Genomic DNA, 21,754 nt, shown 5'->3' on the forward strand with positions numbered 1-21,754 from the left:
CCTTAGGTTACTGGTCGCTTAGCCGGCCGGCGAAATTACGGTTGGCCCACGAGGGGGCCCCCCACCCGAGCCGACAGAGCCGACCGGTCGCAAAGGAGAGGTGAACCAGCCCCACAGACACTCGGATTTCCAACTCTGAGCCGATGGCGCGCCCGGATCACAGGTATTGAGACGATACGCGGCGCCGGTCCCGTCGTAGGCGCTTTTGTCGCCGACGCCACTCACCAGGTTCTTGTATCCCGCCAAGAAGAAAGACGAAATCCCGGAAATGGTGTAAACCGCGTTGTTGCCGGTACCCGAGACCGAAGTAATTACTGGTACATCGACTTCCGTGCCCACATACTGAGCAAGGTTTGGCGCCGTGCAGCCGCTGGACGGCGCGGCACCGGGGCTCGCTCCGACGGTTCCGCTCGAGCTGAACACTGCTGTACACGGGGGCGCGTTGTCGCACTGCGGGGAGGGATAGCCGAGGTCTGCACAGGTCTTGACCCACCCAAAACCACCAGGCGTGTATGGACCGGGCGGTGGGACGCTGAGATCAGGCTGACACACCTTGGCCTGTAGAACGGTGGTTTCACTGCCGTTCACATGCCCGAAGATGGTGGTGATGAAGGGCTGCAGCGAAGCAGGGACCAGAGGCGGCGTCGTCGTGTTCGGCGCTGGCGAGTATGGCGGCGAGGTGGCGAAGTTAGCACCGTTGTTCGTTGCGACATTCCAGTTGCACAGACCCAGAACGATCGGCATCGTCAGCTTGGACTGTCCAAGGGGGCCTGCGGCCGCGCGAGCACACGCGCCGTACCCCAGGTCCGTATACGTCTGACCAAACAGGCTCACCAGCGGTCTGACGAAGAAGGACGCTAGCGGGCTGGGATCCTTGGCGTTCTTCGAGGTCACGGTGCGTGTTTCGACATAAGGCGTAGTTGCTGTGACCCATGGCGGGGGAGGCAAGCATTTCGCAAACTGGCTGTAGTCCCCGGTTTCAGTACACGCTGGCAGGCCTGCAACATTGTTCCCACACACAGATGCGATGGCCTGCTTCTGCGAGGTGCCCGAGAGCTTTGTGAATGAGTTCTGAGAACCTAGCAGGCTCAGGGACGCCGACGCCGGTGATGTACAGTCCGCGCCGATGGGGTTTGAGGCGCAGGCCTGTGCCAGCGCCATCGCGGTCGCGTCAGCCCCGTTCTGCAGCTGCCGTCGCTCCAGCAAGATGTTTCCGACATCGACGCTGAGCGCCAGCATGCCGAGGATTGTTCCTCCCGCGAACAATACCGCCACCAGGGCTGTAACGGCACCCCGCTCACCGTGCTGCCGGCGAAGGCTGCGTCGACCGAAAAAACGACTCAGCCACCGCATTTCATCACCGCCGTAGATGTAAGGGTTGTCGGTAAGCCCGCAACACCTGAGATGGGCCCGAGGATGAACCACGTGAAGGGGGCGGACACAGCGACTGTCGCATTCCCACCCGGGTTCGCGCACGGCGTCCCGGCCGGCGTCGCAGCCGCCGTGACCGTCAAGCCGGGCGAAGCGGCTTGCGCCCGGCTTTGAATGTTGGCCAGAGTCGCGGTCGAGACAACAGCTGCACGCGCGCCCTCGCGAGCAGCGTTGGTCAACGTCACCTCAGTGAACAGCATGCGCCCGAAGTCGACCACACCCCCGATGACCAAGAACATTAGAGGCAGAACCAACGCGAACTCGACCATGGCTGCGCCAAAATCACGCCGGCCCAGCTTGGCATGTCTCACTCATCCACCTCTTACCGTCTCTCCGGTGCAGCCCTGCGACGGCCCGCACCGGAGAGGGCCACTCACAGATTGTTCGCAACGCTGCTGAAGAAGCTCTGCAGGTTCGAACCGATCAAGGTGATGCCCACCAGCGCAACCAGAGCGATGAACGCGACCAGGAGAGCGTACTCCACCATGGTGGCGCCGGACTCCGGGCGGCCCCGCCGCAAAAGGGTCACAAGTGTGGTCATCGGTCTTTCCCGTCCAAATCTGTGCCTCGTGGTGCGGCCAACGCTCCCTCTATCAGAGCTGGCCGGCGATGCTGCTGAAGAAGCTCGAGAGCGTCGTGCCCAGGATCGTGATGCCCACAAGGGCGACCAGAGCGATGAAGGCAACGAGCAACGCGTACTCCACCATCGTGGCGCCGCGGTCATCGGCGACGCGGGTCTGAAGACGTGCAACAAGCTTGGTCATGGTGAACCTTCCAATCGAACGCAGGGCCACCCGATGTGCCCCCCGCGAGCACTGTAGAGACCTATCCGGCCTCGTGTCTCACCATTGCCCAAATCGCAAGCAACGGAACGCCGCGTCGGGCTGTGATCCTCATCCCCCGACGGCCGTCGGCGCCTCCCGCACGCCGACCCCGCTCCTTGGACGAGGGCCGGGAGCAGCACACGATCGGAGCGGCACCTCAAGGGCCAGCGCTGCTGAGACCGTTCGCGTTGCAGGACGAGATTGCTCACCCATGAGCAAGGATGGGCGTCGTCACATCGAGAGGAGCCTTGTCCGTATGGCTGGAACCGGGTATGCGCGCGACCGCGCCGTCACTCTCGCCGCCATTGCGCTCGCCCGCTGTGACTCCCTGCTGACTCGAGAACGGCTGCGGGTCTATCCCGTCCTGCTGCTCAGCATCTGGCTGCTGATGTACGCAATCGTGGCCCACACGAGCCCTGACTGGGTCGCGTTGCCCGACTTCGTCGCGCGTTGGACGGGGGGTCGCCTGCTCCTCGATGGTCATGCGGAAGCCTTGTATGACCCGGCCGTCCAGTCGGAGCTCCAAGCGACGGAGCTTCACACCACGGCCCTCTCGTACTTCGTCTCTCCGCCCTTCGTGGCGCTGGCCATGCTGCCGTTCGCCTTGCTGCCGTATGCCGTCGCGGCGGCACTCTGGACGGTGCTTTCCATTGCCGCCCTGCTCTGCTCCCTCGCACTGCTCAGACCCATGGCTCCCAGCGTGATCCGCCGTCACTGGCGGCGCACGTTGGCCTTGGCGACCGCCTTCTACGCCACCCTCGAACTGCTCGGTTCGGGCCAGGACACGGCCTTCGTGCTACTTGCCGTCTGTGGAGCGATACGCCTCCTGTCCCTCGGGCGAGAGGGGCTCGCGGGGGCGGTGCTTGCCCTGGGCCTCGCAAAGCCGCAGCTCGTCTTCCTGGCGCCACTGCTCCTTGTGGCGCAGCGCCGATGGCGTGCCGTCACGGCCTTTGTCGCCGCGGGAGCAGCTCTTCTGTTGATGAGCATCTGGATCGTGGGTCTGGACGGGGTGGTCGATTGGCTGACCTTGCCCACCTCCCCGCTCTACGCGTCAGAGGTGCAGCAGGGCCAGGCCTGGAAAGCAGTCAGCGTCTCGGCGTTCATCACTGGCTTGGCGCCTCTCAGCTTGGGCGCGTGGTGGACGGCGGCCGCATACGTCATCGGGCTGGCGGCCTGCTACCCGACGTTGCGGGCGGTGGGGAGGCAGAGTCGGTCCGGGTCTCTGGTGTCGTGGACGATCATCCTGATGGCGACAGCAGTGGCTTCTCCTCACTTCATGCTCTACGACCTCGTTCTCCTCCTGCCGGCTCTCTGGGGGCTCGCTGAGATCGCATGGAAGCCGACGACGAGGGGGCTCGTCGCCGTCGTCTTCGTCATCGCGTGGCTGGTCGCGCCACTGCACACCGTGACGAGCCCGCTGGGCTGGCCGCTCTCGATTCTCGGAACCGCGTGGATCGCCGTTCCGCTCTGCCTCCTCTGGTGGACCCTCATAACGGCGAAACCAACTGGGTTCGGCTCCCTCTCAGGGGACACAAGGTGAAGCGTCAGCGCGGCCCCGCCGGTGGCCATGGGGTGCCTTCCCGCGTCGTCGTCACCGTCGGAATCGTGACTGTCACTCTCGCCTCGGCCATGACGATCGGCGCCGACAGCATGTGGGTCGTCGCCAGTGGTCGGAACATCGCCGGCGCCGGCGCCGTGCCGGCTGGCGCACCGCTCGCCACCGCCGACTCAACGACGTGGGTCAACGTCCTGGCCCTGGGCCAGCTGGTTCCTGCGGGCATCCATTCGCCGGATTCAAGCGCCCTGCCCGTTGACGCAGATCCTCATCGACGTCTGCCTCCTTCTGCTCTGGGTCGTGGCAGCGTGTCGCGGTGGCGCCAAGGGACTCGCGATGACCTTGGTTCTTGCCGTTGCGGCGAAGGGGTCGTTGCCGGCTCTGGGCACCATTCGCTCACAACGGATGTGGCCGCGGCCCTTCACTATGGCGACTGAGCGACGAGCCGTCCCGTCGCGAGGGCGAGTCCGCCGGCCACGACGATTCCACCAGCTCATTCGGCTGCATGTGCCCTTCCCCGCGTTGGGTTTCGTTCAAGCATTTGGGCTGGCCGCATGGCATCCTTGGTGCGCAAGTACACCCGGCATAGGTGGAGAGCGAGACTGGTGGGCCTGCGCGTGATCCGCCCGGCGTCGACAGCGATGTCGCGCAGTCGCCTTGATCGGTGGTCCCCACTCATCATTCCCCTGGCCATATTTGGCCTGACGCGCGCGGCTAGCTACGTCATGATGACGATTGCATCCCGTGACCAGATGGCCTTGCCCGTAGGGACCTGGCCTTACGGGCAGTATTTCGTATCGCGCGGATTGCCCGCCGACCCGGGCTACCTCGGGGTAATCACAAACTGGGATGGCCAGTGGTATCAGAGCATTGCGCTTGACGGGTACCAAGTTCCTCTACCCGACGACCCAGAGGCGGGGCAGAAGCTGCAGGCATGGGCGTTCCCTCCTGGGTATCCAATGCTGGTCCGTGGTGCCATGGCGGTCACGGGGCTCCCCTTCTCGGTCGCGGCGACCGTGATCAGCATGGTCGCGGGCGGCCTCGCCATGATTCTGCTCTACCGTCTTCTGGACAGGCGGGCAGGCGCATTTATCGCGGCATCTGCTGTCGCACTTCTATCTACGTTCCCCAGTGCGCCGCTGCTCCAAGCCGCGTACAGCGAATCGCTGGCGTTGCTGTATCTCATGCTCTCGCTCACGCTTCTGGCCAGCCGTCGTTATCTATGGTGTGCCTTGGCAGTGTCGGCACTGGCCATGAGCCGCCTGGTCACTCCGCCACTCGCCTTGGTGGTGGCTGCCCACTTCTATCGACGGTTCAAGTCCGAGCGCAGAGACCTGTCGACAAGCGATATGGTCTCGCTTGGCTTCCTCTTCGTGCTCTGCGTGATCGGAGCCGTCGCTTGGCCAGTGATCTCGAGCTTCTTCATCGGCTCACAGGCGGGACTGGCCAGGACCTCAGCGCCGCGATACCTACGCGGGTGGTTCTTGGGGTCGCTCAGCATTGGAGGGCCTGCGTTGTTGGGTGCCGTTCTCCTCTTGGTGCTGATTCTGATGATCTTCGCTATGCGCCACACCACTGAGGGTTGGGGCTTGGAGCTCCGAGTCTGGTCCGTCGCATACCCGGTCTACATCTTCTCCGTGACTTCGATCCTCTTGGGCGTCCTTCGGTATTTTCTACTCGCGCCGACGTTCCTCTTGGTCGCAGTGATGGTCGTTGCTGAGAACCGATGGCGCGCTGCAGTTCCGATCCTGCTTTGCGGACTCGGACTAGCGAGCCAGTGGTGGTATGTCAGTCAGGTGCTGGTCGTGCCTCCGCCCGCGCCCGGGATCGGTCCATAGAGGCCTTTCGCGGGTCCAGTGCGCTCGCCTCCACCCGGCTCTGGCCACCTTGTCACTGACTCTCGTATACCCCAGAGATCTAGGACTAGCGCTCATCGACGAGGTTGTCGCACCCCAACATCGCGGCCGAGTCTTGAAACAAAGCCCAGGTCGCGAGGCCTTGCCCTCCGCGCCGTGGGGCCAGTGGACCCTCAAGTGCCGCGTCGAAGCTGTCTCCAAAAGGGCCGCGATCGGTGGCGTCCCGATCGCGGCGCCCTCTGCTCCTCGTCATCCAGCACCTGTTGGAGCATGGTGCGGGGTTTGGGGGGTGGCCAGCTCTGGGCGCGCGGGTCCGTTGTGTCGAGGTAGAACTCGGTCCAGCCGTAGTCATCGCGGTAGCGCAACTTGCCGTCGCCGACGTAGTACCAGCCTGCTGGCTTCTCGCTCATGCGTCCCCCCAAGGATGCGTCGAGGTCCCCTGCCCCGCCTCAATGTACGGCCCGACCTGGGCACTCGACCAGAGATCGTGACAGCGCGTCGGAGGAGACCGATGTGTCCTCCCACCCCACGCGGACCCGGAGTCGCGTCCTCCGACGTCCCGATAGGATCGGACCCGGCTCACAGCACCGCTGCCCGTGGCCATGGTGTGCCGGGAAGTCTGGTCGGCGTCCGATGACCCCTGCGCCTCGAAGGAACCGCCTGTGAGCGACAACCCCAGCCCGAGCAAGGCGACCAAGCTCCTCAGCCGTGGCACGTGGCGTGAGGCAAGCTACGTCGCTGACCTGCTTCGCACCGAGACGGTCGGTGGGGCAATCCTCCTCATCGCCGCCGTCGCCGCTCTCGTCTGGGCCAACTCGCCCTGGCGAGACGCCTACGCGACCCTCCGCGACACCGTCGTGGGGCCGGCCTCCCTGCACCTCGACCTCACCCTCGGCACGTGGGCAGCCGACGGGCTGCTCGCCGTCTTCTTCCTCGTCGCCGGCATCGAGCTCAAGCGCGAGTTCGTCGCGGGCGACCTCTCGGACCGTCGCAAGGCAGCGCTCCCGGTCGCCGCTGCGGTGTGCGGCGTGGTGCTGCCCGCCGTCCTCTTCGTCGTGACGGTGCTGGCCCTCACCAGAGGTGACAGCAGCGCCGATGTCGGGGCAATGCTGCGTGGCTGGGCGATCCCCACGGCCACCGACATCGCCTTCGCCCTGGCGGTGCTCGCCGTCATCGGCACCCACCTGCCCAGCTCGCTGCGCTCGTTCCTCCTGACGCTCGCCGTCGTCGACGACCTCATCGCTATCACGATCATCGCCGTCTTCTACACCGAGACGGTGAAGTTCCTCTGGCTGCTGGCCGCGGTCGTCCCCCTCGCGGCGTGGCGCCTGCTGCTCAAGCGCAAGCTGACCAACCCCCTCCTCCTCGCGATCCCCGCACTGCTCGCCTGGATGTTCGTCCACAACAGCGGAGTCCACGCGACCGTCGCCGGCGTCCTCCTCGGGCTCCTCGTCCCAGTCCAGCGGGAAGCCGAGGACGACCCCAACCGCCACTCGCTCGCAGAGCGCCTCGAGCACAGGATCCGACCGTTCTCCGCGGGCTTCGCGGTCCCGGTCTTCGCCTTCTTCGCCGCCGGAGTCACGGTCGTCGGAGGCGGATTCGCTGACGCCGTCACCGATCCCGTCGCGATCGGTGTCGTCGTCGGCCTCGTGGTCGGCAAGGCGGTGGGCATCTTCAGCGGCACCTGGGCCGTGGCCCGCTTCACCCGTGCCGAGCTCGACGAGGACCTCAGCTGGACCGACGTCTTCGGCCTGTCTGTCCTCGCCGGGGTGGGCTTCACCGTCAGCCTGCTCGTCGGCGAGCTCGCCTTCGGCGGTGGTTCCGAACGCGACGACCACGTCAAGCTCGCCGTCCTCGCCGGCAGCCTCATCGCCGCGCTGCTCGCCAGCGGCGTGCTGCGGCTGCGTAACCGGCATTACCGCGAGGTCTACGCCCGTGAGACCGAGGACCGTGACCTCGACGGCATCCCCGACATCTACGAGCAGCCGCGCTGACCGCCTCCAGCACGCATCAACGAACGGGAACGCGCCCGAGCGCCCCGATCCGTGCGTGTCTGGGTAAGGGCAGCACAGTAGGGTGGCATCGGCAGCGCACCGGCGCGGCCCACGGCATGATCGAGGAAGTGAGCCCATGAGCACGGATCCCCGGCCGGAGCGGACGCTGGGTCAGTTGGTCGCCTCGGCGACCGAGGACATCTCCGCACTCATCCGGAGCGAGATCGCGCTCGCCAAGGCTGAGATCGCCGTCCAGGCGAAGAAGGGCGGCGTGGCAGGCGGCCTGCTCGCGGGCGCTGCGGTCGTGCTCTTCTACTCGGTCTACTTCATCTTCATCACGCTCGCCGAGGGCATCCAGGCGATGGGGCTGCCCCGCTGGGCCAGCTTCCTCATCGTCACGGTCATCATGCTTCTCGTCGCGGCCGTCCTCGGCTGGCTCGGCGTGCGCAAGATGAAGACCGTGCAGCCTTCGCCCGACAAGGCGATCGCCTCGACGCAGGAGAGCGTCGCGGGCATCAAGGCCGCCCTCGCGAACCCCGGCACCGTCGTGCCAGCGCCGCCGCCCGCGTGGGACCCGCGCGTCGCCAAGGCCACATCGAACCGCCCCACGGCCTCCGTGAGCGCGACCCCGGCCACCCCTCCCGCGACGGCCACGCCTGCCTCCTCGGCCGACACGACGGTCATCGAGACCACCGGCACGGCGGGCACGCCCGACTCGTCGCGCGACGCCTGACCCGCCCGATCCCCCACACCCATGCCCGTCGACGCTGCCTTCGTCAACATCGACGGACCCTGGGAGCACCGCTACATCTCGGCCAACGGCGCACGCTTCCATGTCGCCGAGCTGGGTGAGGGCCCGCTCGTCCTGCTCCTGCACGGCTTCCCGCAGTTCTGGTACACGTGGCGCCACCAGATGGTCGCGCTCGCCGCCGCCGGCTACCGCGCTGCAGCCCTCGACCTGCGCGGCTACGGCGGCTCCGACAAGCCCCCGCGCGGCTATGACACCTACATGGCGACCCTCGACGCCGCGAGCGTCATCCGCACCCTCGGCGAGAAGGAAGCGGTCATCGTCGGCCAGGGCCTCGGCGGGTGGATCTCGTGGTCGATGCCGAGCCTGCGGCCCGACGTCACGCGCGCCATCGCGTCTCTGTCCATGCCGCACCCGCGCATCATGCGGCACGCCACGTGGACGGACCACAAGCAGCGTCGCGCCTCACAGTGGATCGTCGGCCTGCAGAAACCCTTCGTGCCCGAGCGCCAGATGACCGAGTCGCACGACTATGTCGGGCGGCTCCTCACGTCGTGGGCCTCCCCCTTCGGCACCTTCCCCACCGACGAGGACATCACCCGCTACGGCGACGCGATGATGATCCCCTTCGTGGCCCACTCCGCCGCGGAGCACTACCGCTGGCTCGGCCGGTCCGCGGTGCGCCCCGACGGCCCCCTCTTCATGCGACGCATCCGCCACGCCATCCGCGTGCCGGTCCTGCAGCTCCAGGGCGCCGACGACGGCTGTGTCCTCCTCGAGCCCACCTATGGCTCCGGCGCCTTCGTGCCCGGCGACTACCGCCACATCAAGATCGACAGGGCCGGCCACTTCCTCAGCGAGGAAGCGCCCGAGCAGGTCAACGCCGCGCTCATCTCGTGGCTCGACTCCCTTGCCTGACAACGACATCCAGCTCCCGGACGCCGGCGGCGTCACGTGGTCGCTGTGCATCCGTGACCACTCCGGTATGCCGGTGGGCTGGGTCCAGCCCGACACCTCCCTCCGCACGGCGTCCGTCGGCAAGATCCTCCTGCTGCTCGAGACGGCCCGCGCCCTCTCCGCCGGCGAGCTGTCACCCGACGAGCCGCTGACCCGGTCGCTCGACGAGTGGGTCGGCGACTCCGGTCTCTGGCACACGCTGTCGGTCGAGACCCTGCCCCTCGTCGACGTCGCGGCCCTCGTCGGCGCCGTCTCCGACAACCTCGCCACCAACGTGCTGCTGCGCCGGGTGGGCCTCGACGCGGTGGCCGCCCGCGCGACCGCGCTCGGGCTCAGGTCGACGGCCCTGCTCGACCGCGTTCGCGACGAGCGCACGGCCGAGCATCCCATCACCCTCAGCACGGGCAGCGCCGCCGAGCTGAGCGCGCTCGCGCACCGCATCGCGACCGGCACCGCCACCGGGCCCGACTCCGACGAGCTCGTGCGCCGGTGGCTCTCGGCGAACGTCGACCAGTCGATGGTCGGCCTGCCGCTCGTCGACCAGGCCGGCCTCGACCCCATCGCCCACCACGACTCGCTCACCCTCGAGCCGGCGCTGTGGAACAAGACCGGCACGGATGCCGGGGTGCGTGCCGACGTCGGCGCCGTGACGGTCGACGGCCGCACCGTCAGCTGGGCGGCGATCGCAAACTGGGAGCCCGCCGTCGGAACATCGCTCGAGCACCTCACCGTGTGGTCCGTACTCCGCGGCATGCGCCTCGTCGGCGACCACGTGCTCCACCTCGCCACGCCCTGACGCGGCGTCAGGCCCGGGGCCTGCTGCAGCTAAGTGAGCCCATCGATCGGAGCACGCCTTCTTGCCGTGTGATCCCTTTTGTCAGCGAATTCATCGCACAAACGGTGACTTCTCACGAAGACGGTCGTTATCAATGCAAAGCCGACCTGGTGCCCATAGCGTTGCCATGCTGGCTCGGGGGTGGTGCCGGCACACAGGTGTGAGGAGAGGTGTCACATGCGCGTCGTGCGCGACTCTCTTCCGCTCTCGATCAGCGTGGCCGGCTGGCTCGTGGGGATGATCACGACAGCGCTCATCATCGGTACGCCCTACCTGGTGTTCGCCTACCACAGTCCCGAGCTGCACCTGGTGCTCGATTCGGTGGACAGCGGCGTCGCGCTGCTTGCGGCATACCTCGTATATGGACGGTTCACTCGGAGCCGCCGGCTGCAGGACCTCCTGCTCGCCGAGGGCCTCTTCCTTCTCGGTGTGGCCGGGGTGGGGATGACGCTGGCCCTGGAGCTGCTCGCGCATCGGGTGGATGACAGCGTGGGCGTCTGGCTGCCTCTCACCCTGCGGGTCGCCGGGGCCGGAGTGGTCCTCGCCGCGGCGCTGTCCGGAGAACGCGTCGTGAAGGCTCGGTGGGGAGGCTGGGCCTGGGCGGCGCCGTGGCTGGTGGCCACCGTCGGATTCGTGCTCCTGTGGGCGCTGGGTGACCGTCTGCCCGCTGCCCTCGCAGAGAGTCCACCGATGTCGGCCGAGCGACCCGTCATCACCGGCCATCCGCTCCTGCTCGGCGCTCAAGCCGTGTCCGCGATCTTCTTCGCGGCCGCCTCGCTGCTCTTCACCCGTCAGGCCATGCGCAGTGACCATGGGCGGCGCGACGAGCTGGTGCGATGGCTCGGGGCGGCCTTCGCGCTGGCTGCCTTCGCCCGCGTCAACTATGTCCTCTTCCCATCGCTCTACAGCGGGTGGCTCTACACGGGCGACCTCCTGCGCACGGGCTGCTACCTCCTGCTGCTCATCGGAGCCGCCCGCGAGATCAGCCACTACTGGTCAGCACAGGCACGCGCAGCCGTCCTCGAGGATCGTCGCCGACTGGCGCGGGAGCTGCATGATGGGGTCGTCCAGGAGCTGGCCTACATCCGATCGGAGGCCCGTGGTGGAGAGGCAGGTCCGGCCGCCCAGGAGCGGATCGTCGTTGCGTGCGACCGGGCGCTCGACGAGGCGCGATCGGCTGTCGACGCCCTGGGAAGGAGCACTGACGAGCCCCTCGGCTTCGCTCTGCACCGGGCGGCTCAACAGGTGGCGGAGCGCTACCACGCCGGACTGGACGTGGAGCTGGACGATTCCGTCAGGGCCGACCAGGAGCAGCGGCACGCCCTGGTGCGGATCACCCGCGAGGCTGTGTCCAACGCCATCCGCCACGGCAAGGTCGACCGCGTCCAGCTTCGGCTCGTCACCGACCGGCACGGCCGGCATCTCGTCGTGCGAGACCATGGTCTCGGCTTTGACCGGACCGCGGCCAGCAGGGCCGGCAGTGGTTACGGGCTGACCAGCATGGCGGAGCGAGCCCAGGCCTTCGACGGCTCGCTCAACATCGACTCTCGGCCTGGCGTCGGCACGACGGTCGAGGTGACCTGGTGACCATCAGCGTCGTTCTCGCCGACGACCACACGCGGATGCGCGCGCGCATCCGCGCCGCCCTGGAGTCGGGCGGATGCGAGGTGCGCGGCGAAGGCGCCACAGCAGCCGACGCGGTCCGCCTTGTGTCGGAGCACCACCCCGACGTCGCGCTACTCGACATCCACATGCCCGGGAGCGGCATCCAGGCAGCCCGGGAGATCACCCGGACCGCGCCTGACGTGGCCGTCGTGATGCTGACCCAGTCAGCTGAGGACGAGGACCTCTTCGACTCATTGCGTGCCGGCGCGTCGGGCTACCTTCTCAAGGACGCCGACCCTGCCGCGCTGGCCGACACCTTGCGCGGGGTGCTCGCTGGCGAAGCGGCGATGCCGCGGCGTCTCGTTGCACGGCTCATGGACGAGTTCCGTGCGCCGACTCGACGTCGCTTCGGCCGGACCACCGCGGCCACGAAGCTCACCGCCCGCGAGTGGGAGGTCATGCAGCTGCTCAGCGAGGGCCTGTCGACGGAGGAGGTGTCACGGCGCCTCTTCCTGTCCCCGACGACGGTGCGGGTGCACGTGTCCTCCGTCCTCAAGAAGCTGCGGGTCAAGGACCGCGACAGTGCCTTCAGGCTCCTACGCGGTGACTGAACTCAAGGCTCGCGATGGTCTTGCTGGTTCGAGAGGGGTGCCGCGTCGTCAACCGACGCGACACCCCTTCTCGCCTACATCAACCCGATGTGCGCCTCATGATGCGCTGAGGGTCATCGCAAACCGATGTTGACGACATACGTCTGGCCATCGTCCAAGGTGACACCGATGCGCCAGTAGCTGCCGCCCGTGCCTGTCTTCCAGTTGTACATGTACTGCTGTGCCGTGGCGTCGTACTTGTAGTTCGAGCCACTGTCGGCTGAGGCGGTGTAGACCGTCTCGTCGACAGGCGCAGTCATCGCGCTGCCCTTGACGGGGGTGAGCCAGCTGGCGGTCCCCGCGTACGGCACCACCGTGCCCGCTGCGTTCTTCAACTGGAACTTAGCGGGGATCGTGCTGCCAGCCTTGAACACGCTAGTCGTGAGCCCCACCTGGTGCGCCGTGTCGTTGATCGGCTGCAGGAACCCGTCCCACCGGTAGATCACCTTGTAGCTGCCGGTGATCGTCGAGGTGTTGCCGGCCTTGTCCGTCGCCGTGGCGGTGTAGTTCCACGTGCCCGCTCCGTTGGCGTTGCCGCCGGAGGCGGTGACGGTGCAGGAGGCCACCCCCGAGAAGCTGTCCGTTGCAGTGCACGTCGCCGACGGCACGGCGCCGAGGGTGTAGGTACCGCTCTGGACGTTTACGCCGGCCGTGGTCAGCGTCGGCTTCTCCTGGTCGATCTTGATGCCCGAGACGGTGGCTGTGGCAGTGTTCCCGGCCTTGTCGGTGGCGGTGCCGCTCGCGGTGTTGTTGTCGCCGTTCGCCGTGACCACCACCGGGTCAGGACAGGTGGCCACTCCAGACCGGTCGTCGGTGCAGGTGAACGTGACCGTCACCGGACCGACGTACCAGCTGTTGCTGCCCTGCTTACCGCTGGTGACCGCACCCATGATGGTCGGCTTGGTCTTGTCGAGCTTGACCGTCACCGAGTCAGTGCCGACGTTGCCGGCGGTGTCCTTCGCGGTGCCCGTGACGACCTGGCCTGACGTCTCGGTGCTGACAGTGACCGGGGGAGTGACGGACGAGACGCCCGAGCCCTTGTCGTCGTCCTTGGCCGAGAAGGTGACCGTGACATCGCTGTTGTTCCAGTCGTCGGCGTTCGCCGCCGGCGAGAGGACGTGCGACACCGTGGGGGCGATGCTGTCCCACTTGAGGGCCACGCTGTTGAGCGCCTCGACGTTGCCGGCGTTATCGACGGCCCAGTACTTCACCGTGCCGGCCCCGGTGCCCGTGAGTGGCACGCTCACCGTCTTGGTGGCACCGGGAGCGACCTGCTCTGCGCCATCGTCGATGACGTAGTGGATTTCCTTGACGCCCGACAGACCGGCCTGGTCGGTCGCGCTGAGCACTACGTCGGCTGTGGATCCCGTGCACCAGCCGTTGGAGGAGGTGCACTGGTTGTTGGAGGTCGTCGAGGGCGCCGTGCCATCGATGTTGATGCCACCCACAGTCGCGCCGGCCCCCGTGTTGCCCGCGAGGTCCTTGGCACCGTCACTCGTCACCGACTGGTTGGCGCCGTCGCTCTTGAGCAGCTTGCTCGTCGGGCATGAAGCAACTCCGGAGCCGTCGGTCCCGTCTGCGAGCTTCGGGTCGGAGCAGGTGAAGTCGACTGAGACCGCGTCCTTGTACCAACCCAAGCCGTTGGACTGCGTGGTCGCAGCGCCCTTCACGACCGGCGCGGTGCGGTCGATCTTGATGCTGGTCACGGACGCGGGGGCGCTGGTGTTGCCCGCCTTGTCGTTGATCGTCACCGGGCCCGCGCCGAGGTTCGAGCCCTCGCCCGTGATCTTGCTGTCGGTCGGCTGCGTGGCCGGGTCGAGCTGGGACAATGCGTCGTCGCCGACCCACTTGACCGTGACGTCGCCGTTGTACCAGCCCGCCCCGTTGGGGTCCGCCGGCACACCGACCAGCGTGGGCTTGGTTTTGTCGATGTTGATGCCTGTGACATTGGTGCCGCTGCGGTTGCCCGCCACGTCCACCGCGTCACCGAGGACCTTCTGGTCCGCGCCGTCGTTGGTGAGCGTCGTGTCGCCCGCACACCCGGCAACGCCGGTCTGCAGGCCGGAGCCCACGTCGTCACACGTGAAGGTCACGTCTACGTCGCTGTTGATCCACCCAAATTCGTTCGGCGCCGGGAACGCGGCGCCCTCGATCGTCGGTGCAACCGTGTCGACGTTCACGTCGAAGCCCTGTACTGACTCGGCATTGCCTGCCAAATCGACGCTCCAGTACGTCACATGGTGCGTACCTGTAGACAGGTCCTGTGCGAAGGGCATGCCGTACGTCTGCGCATCCCCGCCGTCGACCGTGTAGTAGGTCGCCGAGACCCCGGAGCCGGAGTCGTTGGCGTCGAATGCGAACGGGATGCCGCTCTCCACGAACCAGCCGGTGGCGGGCGAGATGGGATCGATGACTTTGGTGGTGGGAGCCGTTTTGTCGATCTTGACCGTGATCGGAGCACCGGCCCTCTCGAGATTGCCCGCGTTGTCCTTGCTCCAGAGCGAGATGCTGTGCGTGCCCTCGCTGCCGAACAAGAAGGCACCGTTGTAGGTCTGCGCCTCGCCCTCGTCCACCGAGTAGTACGTGGCGGCGACGCCGGAGGCGTTGTCCGAGCCGTTCAGCGTGACCTCGACGGCGTCGCCGTACCAGCCGGCCTGGTTAGGATCCGCGAGCGCCGCGGTCGTGGTCGGCGCGGTGCGATCGATCTTGATGCCGGTGACCGTCTCTTGGGCGGTGTTACCAGCCATATCGACGCAGCTCGCCGAGGATGAGAGGTTGTCTCCCTCACCCTTGACGACATCGTTCGAGGGACCGGTGGCAACACCGGACAGCGCGTCGGTGCATGTCCAAGTGACGGCCACGTCACCGGTGTGCCAGCCGCTGACGAAGTCGGCGGAGAGGACCGGTGCCGTCTTGTCGATGTTGATGCCTGGCACGGCAGCAGATGCCGTGTTGCCGGCCCTGTCTTCGGCCGAGCCGCTGGCGGACTGGTCGACGCCCTGAGCGAGCACCTTGTCAGTGCTCTTCGTCGCTACACCGGACAGGGCGTCGGCCGCGGAGAAGCTCACCGTGACGTCGGCGCGGTACCAGCCGGCGTCGTTCGGCTCACGGTCCGGCGTCGCCGTGATGGTCGGCTTCGTCTTGTCGATCCGGACGTTCGCGGTGTCCGTGGCACTGCTGCCGGCGCCGTCCGTGGCCGTACCGGTGACAGTGTCACCCGCAGCGGTGGTCTCGGCAATCTTGGTGACCGGCGACGTGCAGCTCTCGAGACCGGAGCCGCCCTGGTCGGCGCAGGTGAACGTCACCGTGACGTCCTGGTTGGTCCAGGCGCCGTCCGTGTAGGAGAGCGGCGTGAAGGCGTGCGAGATCGTCGGCGCTGTCTTGTCGATCTTGATGTGAGCCGTCTGGACCGCCTCGGCGTTGCCTGCCTTGTCGGTCGAGAAATAGGTGACGGTGTGGTCGCCCTCGGTGGACAGCGTGAAGGTCGTGCCGGTCTGCGGCGCACCACCGTCGACGGCGTAGGTGGTCTTGTCGACCGTTGACAGGTTGTCGGTGGCGGCGAGCGACACGGACACGTTGTCGTTGACCCAGTCGTTCGAGGTACCGCTGATGCCCGTCGTCGGCGCTGTGCGGTCGATCTTCACTGCCGGGCTGCTCGTCGCCGTCGTGGACAGGCCGGCTCCGTTCGTCACAGTCTTGGTGCTCGTGAGTCCGGTGCCTTCACTCGTGATCGTCGTGTCGGTGGGAGCGGCCGAGATGCCGGACTCCGGGTCACTGGCTGTCCAGTGAATCGTCACGTCGCCCGAGTACCATCCCGCGCCGTTCGGGTCAGTGGTCGGAGCGCCGGTCAGCACAGGAGCCGTCGTGTCACCGGCGGGCGCAGTGGACGTCGTGCTGCTGCTGTTACCTGCGTTGTCTGTGGCGGTGCCCGTGACACTCACGCCGGGTTGCACCGTCTTGGAGTTCGTCGCACTTCCAGCGGCGAGACAGCTCGCAATCCCGGATACGTTGTCAGAGCACGTGAACGTAATCGTGGTCGTCCCGTCAGGGTTCGCGGTCTGTGTGGCCGAGATGGTCGGGGCAGCCTTGTCGACGCGCACGGTGACGGATCCCGTGCCGGCATTGCCCAGCCCGTCCGTGGCCGTCGACGTTCGGGTGACGGTGCCGCTGGCGCTCTCGGTGCTGGATGCCGGCGTCGGCCCCGAGGCGACCCCTACCCCGGAGTCCGTGGCTGTCCATGTGACGGTGGTGTTCGCCTTGTTCCACCCAGCAGCGTTGGGAGCCGGTGCCAGTGTCGCAGAGACGAGCGGGCCAGTGTTGTCCAGCGTGTATGACGCGTCGCGGGAGGAGCTGTTGCCGCTGCACTTGCCCTGGGAATTGAAGTTCGGCGACGCTGCGGCAGTGATCGCCCGAATACCGTCGCCGCTGCCAGCCGTTGTCGTGAAGGTCCAACTCGACTTGGCGGTGGGCGACTCCTGATGAGCTGTGAACGCCCCCGCGACGTCAACGCACTGCGTGTCGCTTGATGTGGTGACCGTCAGGGTGAGAACTGCGCCCTGCTTCGCGTAGAGCGTTGTGCCGACCGAGACTGTTCCGGTCCCGCCGGTGAAGCCGGCGCTGCTGACCGACGCAGCGGAAGCCGCTGTCACGTTGATGCCGCCGAGCACCAAACCGGAGACCGCGGCCAAAGCCAGAAGCCGCCGCCCGAGTGCTCGTGAGCCACCTGCGCGACTCGATTGCGCCGATTGCCGCGCGCTTGACTGGACCTTCATCCCTGTTTCCCCTCCACCTGAACAACACGACAGAAGTGCTCCCCCCGGCGCACATCTGAAACGTAAGAGAGGAATCGGCCGGTCCGGATCAATTTGCCGTTCAACTAGGCGAACACGAGCTGCGCCCACGCTCAGAGGCGGCGTTCAAATCTCTAAACGGACCGTCGCAACGCATGGCTCTGACCCCGTCCGGCCAGACAATGACAGTTCGGCTGGCGACTGGCCCAGACTCCTGAGCTGATGTCGTTGCGTACAACTGTGGCCGCCGACGCCGAGCCCTCAGTCCTCGTCATCGTCGTCGAAGGGCGGTGACAGCGGAAGGACCAGGGCGAAGGTCGCCCCGCCCCCCGGGGTCTGCGACACGTCGAGCCGGCCGCCGTGCGAGCGGACGATCTGGGTGACGAGCGCCAGACCCAGACCCACCCGGCGCGACCCATCGCCCCGCCGGTCGCGGGCAAAGCGCTGGGTGAGCCGGGCGATGTCGTCAGGGTCGACGCCGGTGCCGTGGTCGGTCACCCGGGCCCAGGCCCAGTCGCCCTCCTGCTGGACCGTGACCTCCACCGTGCCCCCCTCGGGTGAGTGCGAGATGGCGTTGTCGACGAGGGCGAGCACCGCCCGCCGCAGGCTGGTCGAGACGCCGTCGACGACGACTGGAGCCCGCTCGGCAGACACGGGCCACGTGAGCGCGACACCGGCCTCGGCGGCATACGGCTCGAGGGAGCGCGCGACGCCCTCGGCGACCGCGACGAGGTCGACGGCGTCAGTGGCGGCGCCCGACTGCTCCAGCTGCGCCGACAGCAGCAGGTCGGAGACGACGTCACCCATGACCTTCGTGTCGGCAACGAGCTGGTCGACCTGCGCGCGCGTCGCCTCGTCGTCGGGCTTGAGGTGGCGCCGCAGCATCTGCGCACGAATGCTGATGACCGACAAGGGGGTTCGCAGCTCGTGACTCGCATCGGCGACGAACTGCCGCTGCAGGTCGAGGGCCTGGGCGAGGGGGCGCACCGCGCGTCGACCGGCGATGAGGCCGGTGGCGGCGGCGAGCAGCACACCGAGGATGCCGGCCACGGCCATCGACGTGAAGAGGCGGCTCTCCTCGGAGTCGTGCAGCCGCATGTCATAGACGGCGATGAAGGTCGTGTCCTCGCGCTGGGCGATCGCCGCGGGCCACTTCGTGCCGTCGGCCTCGACCGTCGTCGACTGCACGACGTTCTCGCCCGACAGCGACATCCCTTCCGTCGCCGCCAGGATCGAGCGCGGGGTGCCGGCCGTGGCCTTCGTGCCCGTCGGCCCGTGCTCGATGATCCACGTGCCGGGGGGCGCGTCGACGACATCGTCGGCCGTCGTCGCCGCCACGGTCACCCGGTCGCGGATGCTCGCGAGCTGCTGCCGGTCATAGACGACACCAGCCGCGATGACGGCGAGCAGCACGACGACCGCCGTGGTCGCGCCGACGCGCAGAGCGATGGACCGCGAGGCGGTGCGCACCGGGTCGTCGACACCGACACGCCCGCGCGAGCCCGCCCCGCGCGAGCCCGCCCCGCGCGAACCTGCCCCGCGCGAACCTGCCCGGTGCGAGCCCACCCGGCGCGACCCCGTCACGACTGGCCCAGCCGGTAGCCGACGCCGTGCACGGTCTCGACGACGCCGCGCCCGAGCTTGCGGCGCAGGTAGTGCACGTAGGTGTCGACGGCCCCGAGGGTGTCGGCCCGGCCGAAGACGGTGTCGAGCAGCTCGTTGCGGGTGAAGACGCGCGACGGCCGGCGCGCCAGCGTCTCGAGCAGCAGTGCCTCCTGCCGCGAGAGCAGCACCTCGTCCTCACCGCCGACGACCCGCTGCTCCCCCACGACGAGCCGCCGGCCATCGGTCACCGCGAGCTCCGTGGCACCCGCGCCGAGCGGCCGCAGCAGCGCACGCAGGCGTGCGAGCAGCTCGTCGACGTCGAAGGGCTTGACGAGGTAGTCCTGCGCCCCGGCATCGAGACCCTCGACCCGGTCGGCCACCGTGCCACGCGCCGTGAGCAGAAGCACCGGCGCCGCCATCCCCTTGGAGCGCAGCCGGCTCACGAGGTCGACCCCCTCGATCACCGGCAGCCCGCGGTCGACGACGAGGACGTCCCACTGCTCGACGAGCCCACGGTGCAGGCCGGCCTGTCCGTCGCGAACGGTCGTGACGGCATACCCCTCCTCGGTGAGCAGCTCGGTGAGCATCGACGAGAGGTCGGCGTCGTCCTCGACGAGCAGCAGGCGGCGGCGCGCGGGCGACGCGGGGTCCAGCGGGTCCATGTCCTTCACGGTGCCTGCTCGCTCTCACAAGTCTCTGAGATCCGATGACCACCATCGGTGTTGTGTCCAACACCATGTCATCACCCCGGGTCGCGCGCTCACAGCCCGCCGACCGTGTCCGTGTGGCGCTCCGGCGCGGCCGGGAGCACCGCCGCTGGCGGGCCAGGGTCGCCGACCTGCTCGAGGCCACCGCGCTGCTGACGCTCGTGCTCGTCGTCGTGCAGTTCTTCCTCGGCGGCGGCAGCCACGCCCTCATGGACGGCACCGCCGGCGACCGTCTCGTCGGCGTCGGCCGCATCGTCGGCCTCGTCGCGATGAACCTGCTCCTCCTCCAGCTCCTCCTCGCCGCCCGCGTGCCGTGGGTCGACCGTGCCTACGGCATGGATCGCGCGCTCAAGGCGCACCGCGTGCTCGGCCGCATCACCGTGCCGCTCGTCATCGTGCACGTCGGAGCCATCGTGCTCGGGTATGACGTGCGCGACGGCTCCGGCGGCGTGGGCGGTGCGGTCAGCCAGTTCCTCACCCTCGTCACCGGGGGCGACGACCTGCTCATGGCGACCGTCGCCACCGTGCTGCTCGTCGTCATCGCCGTGACGTCCGTGAGCATCGCCCGCAAGCGCCTCTCCTACGAGTGGTGGCACGCCGTCCACCTCACGGCGTATGCCGCCGTCATCCTCGCCGTGCCGCACGAGCTCTCCATCGGCTCGGACTTCACCGCCTCCTCGTGGGCGACCGCCTACTGGTGGACCCTCTTCATCGTCGTCGCGGCGAGCGTGCTGTGGTGGCGCTTCCTGCTGCCCGTCCTGCGCAGCCTGCGCCACGACCTGCGCGTCGCCAAGGTCGTGCACGAGAGCGACGACGTCTGGTCGGTCACCGTGCAGGGCCGCGCCCTGTCGCGCCTGCCAGTGAAGGCGGGGCAGTTCCTCAACTGGCGCTTCGTCTCTCCCGGGCTCTTCCTCGCCGCGCACCCCTGGTCGGTCTCGCGCCGCCCCGACGGCCACACCCTGCGCATCACCGTGCGTGGCCTCGGTGACCACTCGGCCGCCCTCGCCCACCTCCGCCGCGGCACGCGGGTCCTCGTCGAGGGGCCCTACGGCGCCTTCACGACCGAGTCGCGCGTCCGGCGCCGGGTGCTGCTCATCGCGGCCGGCATCGGCGTCACCCCCGTGCGGGCCATCCTCGAGGAGCTCGTCGTCGAGCGTCACGCGGCGGCCGGGGACGTCACCGTGCTCTACCGCGCCAACGACGCCTCGCAGATGCCCCTCGTCGACGAGATCGCGCGCCTGACCCACGCCGGCGGCCACGCCCTGCTGCCCCTCATCGGACCGCCCGCCAACGGGTCGTGGCTACCCCCGCTGGGCGACGGCTCGCAGGACAGCGTGCGACGCCGCGAGCTCGTCCGCTCCGACGCCGAGCGGCTGCGCGAGCTCGTGCCCGACGTCGCGCGCCACGAGGTCTATCTCTGCGGCCCCGGTCCGTGGATGGACTTGGTGCGCAAGGGACTTCACCAGGCCGGCGTGCCCGAGAAGCACATCCACGACGAGAGGTTCAGCTGGTGAGGAAGACGACTTCTGTCATCGTCGGCGTGGCGAGCGCGGTCGCCCTCGGCGCCTCGTGGGCGGCCGGACTGACGCCCGCGAAGCCCGCCCTCAGCGGGGTGCACCTGGTCGCGGCGGCCCCGCCCACGAGCGCGGGCACGCCGTCGGCCAAGGCGTCGAGCTCGCAGGCGAGCGCTGCCCCGCCGAACAAGAGCTCGCGCACCTCCTCCGGTGGTCGCAGCGCGACCCCGACCCCGACGCAGAAGAAGTCTGCCCCCGCCCCGGCTCCGGCGCCCACCTCGGGAACGGTGCTCGGCGGCGCGGCCGACACGCCCTTCGGCACCGTCCAGGTCAAGGTCAGCTACACCGGCACGAAGATCACCAACGTCCGCGCCGTGCAGCTCACCGACAGCTCGCAGCACTCCGTCTCGATCAGCGCGTATGCCGCACCGATCCTCCGCCAGGAGGCGCTCGCTGCGCAGTCGGCTCAGATCGACGTCGTCAGCGGTGCGACCTACACGAGCGAGGGCTACATCCAGAGCCTCCAGTCCGCGATCGACGCCGCCCACCTCGGCTGATCATGGAGGGAAGTGGGCACTCGACACCTCCACGGTCGAGTGCCCACTTCCCGCCACCCCTCCAGTCGAGTGCCCACTTCTCGACGCCAGGAAACTGAGCACTCGACCAAGAGGTCAGCCCCAGAT

17 protein-coding genes are annotated in these 21,754 nt (G+C 68.0%); 10 read left to right on the forward strand and 7 right to left on the reverse strand.

All coding sequences use genetic code 11. The annotated features are described in order from the left end of the window. Positions 1-18: 18 nt before the first annotated feature. The 4 genes from FBY41_RS04580 to FBY41_RS04595 form a co-directional block, all read right to left on the reverse strand. Complete coding sequence (locus tag FBY41_RS04580) at positions 19-1,353, reverse strand: pilus assembly protein TadG-related protein (protein WP_141842179.1); 1,335 nt, start codon at positions 1,351-1,353, stop codon at positions 19-21. After that, positions 1,341-1,700: a TadE/TadG family type IV pilus assembly protein gene (locus FBY41_RS24220; protein WP_375869861.1), complete on the reverse strand. Its 360-nt coding sequence runs from the start codon at positions 1,698-1,700 to the stop codon at positions 1,341-1,343. The genes FBY41_RS04580 and FBY41_RS24220 overlap by 13 nt, the downstream gene beginning before the upstream one ends. 104 nt (positions 1,701-1,804) lie before the next feature. After that, the gene (locus FBY41_RS04590; RefSeq protein ID WP_141842181.1) at positions 1,805-1,972 is read right to left on the reverse strand and encodes a Flp family type IVb pilin; all 168 of its coding nucleotides are present in this window, start codon (positions 1,970-1,972) and stop codon (positions 1,805-1,807) included. A gap of 52 nt (positions 1,973-2,024) precedes the next feature. Then, positions 2,025-2,195, reverse strand: coding sequence for a Flp family type IVb pilin (locus tag FBY41_RS04595; protein WP_141842182.1), 171 nt, complete (start codon positions 2,193-2,195; stop codon positions 2,025-2,027). 271 nt (positions 2,196-2,466) lie between these two features. Between FBY41_RS04595 and FBY41_RS04600 the strand changes: the two genes are divergently transcribed. The 8 genes from FBY41_RS04600 (at position 2,467) to FBY41_RS04635 (ending at position 12,416) form a co-directional block, all read left to right on the forward strand. Then, positions 2,467-3,795 (forward strand): glycosyltransferase family 87 protein, encoded by a 1,329-nt coding sequence (locus FBY41_RS04600; protein ID WP_185748886.1) that lies wholly within the window; start codon positions 2,467-2,469, stop codon positions 3,793-3,795. A gap of 743 nt (positions 3,796-4,538) precedes the next feature. After that, positions 4,539-5,648, forward strand: coding sequence for a glycosyltransferase family 39 protein (locus FBY41_RS04605; protein WP_141842184.1), 1,110 nt, complete (start codon positions 4,539-4,541; stop codon positions 5,646-5,648). 680 nt (positions 5,649-6,328) lie between these two features. After that, positions 6,329-7,660: a Na+/H+ antiporter NhaA gene (gene nhaA, locus FBY41_RS04610; protein ID WP_260439555.1), complete on the forward strand. Its 1,332-nt coding sequence runs from the start codon at positions 6,329-6,331 to the stop codon at positions 7,658-7,660. 136 nt (positions 7,661-7,796) lie between these two features. Then, positions 7,797-8,393, forward strand: coding sequence for a phage holin family protein (locus FBY41_RS04615; RefSeq protein WP_141842186.1), 597 nt, complete (start codon positions 7,797-7,799; stop codon positions 8,391-8,393). 21 nt (positions 8,394-8,414) lie between these two features. Continuing rightward, positions 8,415-9,326 (forward strand): alpha/beta fold hydrolase, encoded by a 912-nt coding sequence (locus FBY41_RS04620; RefSeq protein WP_141842187.1) that lies wholly within the window; start codon positions 8,415-8,417, stop codon positions 9,324-9,326. Next, positions 9,319-10,161, forward strand: a complete 843-nt coding sequence (locus tag FBY41_RS04625; RefSeq protein WP_260439556.1) for a serine hydrolase — start codon at positions 9,319-9,321, stop codon at positions 10,159-10,161. Before FBY41_RS04620 ends, FBY41_RS04625 begins: the two co-directional genes overlap by 8 nt. A gap of 216 nt (positions 10,162-10,377) precedes the next feature. Beyond that, positions 10,378-11,787, forward strand: coding sequence for a sensor histidine kinase (locus FBY41_RS04630; RefSeq protein WP_141842188.1), 1,410 nt, complete (start codon positions 10,378-10,380; stop codon positions 11,785-11,787). Then, complete coding sequence (locus tag FBY41_RS04635) at positions 11,784-12,416, forward strand: response regulator (protein ID WP_260439557.1); 633 nt, start codon at positions 11,784-11,786, stop codon at positions 12,414-12,416. The genes FBY41_RS04630 and FBY41_RS04635 overlap by 4 nt, the downstream gene beginning before the upstream one ends. 113 nt (positions 12,417-12,529) lie before the next feature. On the opposite strand, the gene FBY41_RS04640 is transcribed toward FBY41_RS04635, so the two are convergent. The 3 genes from FBY41_RS04640 to FBY41_RS04650 form a co-directional block, all read right to left on the reverse strand. Continuing rightward, positions 12,530-17,356: an OmpL47-type beta-barrel domain-containing protein gene (locus FBY41_RS04640; protein WP_141842189.1), complete on the reverse strand. Its 4,827-nt coding sequence runs from the start codon at positions 17,354-17,356 to the stop codon at positions 12,530-12,532. A 150-nt stretch (positions 17,357-17,506) separates the two neighbouring features. After that, positions 17,507-18,715: a sensor histidine kinase gene (locus FBY41_RS04645; protein ID WP_141842190.1), complete on the reverse strand. Its 1,209-nt coding sequence runs from the start codon at positions 18,713-18,715 to the stop codon at positions 17,507-17,509. Between the two features lie 110 nt (positions 18,716-18,825). Beyond that, the gene (locus FBY41_RS04650) at positions 18,826-19,512 is read right to left on the reverse strand and encodes a response regulator transcription factor (protein ID WP_141843149.1); all 687 of its coding nucleotides are present in this window, start codon (positions 19,510-19,512) and stop codon (positions 18,826-18,828) included. A 122-nt stretch (positions 19,513-19,634) separates the two neighbouring features. On the opposite strand from FBY41_RS04650, the gene FBY41_RS04655 reads away from it, so the two are divergent. Beyond that, entirely contained in the window at positions 19,635-21,071 is a 1,437-nt protein-coding gene (locus FBY41_RS04655; protein ID WP_260439558.1) for a ferredoxin reductase family protein, read from the forward strand. Next, the gene (locus tag FBY41_RS04660) at positions 21,068-21,628 is read left to right on the forward strand and encodes an FMN-binding protein (protein WP_141842191.1); all 561 of its coding nucleotides are present in this window, start codon (positions 21,068-21,070) and stop codon (positions 21,626-21,628) included. Before FBY41_RS04655 ends, FBY41_RS04660 begins: the two co-directional genes overlap by 4 nt. Positions 21,629-21,754 lie beyond the last annotated feature (126 nt).

The organism is Humibacillus xanthopallidus (assembly GCF_006716675.1).
In the GTDB taxonomy this organism is placed as follows: Bacteria; Actinomycetota; Actinomycetes; order Actinomycetales; family Dermatophilaceae; genus Humibacillus; species Humibacillus xanthopallidus_B.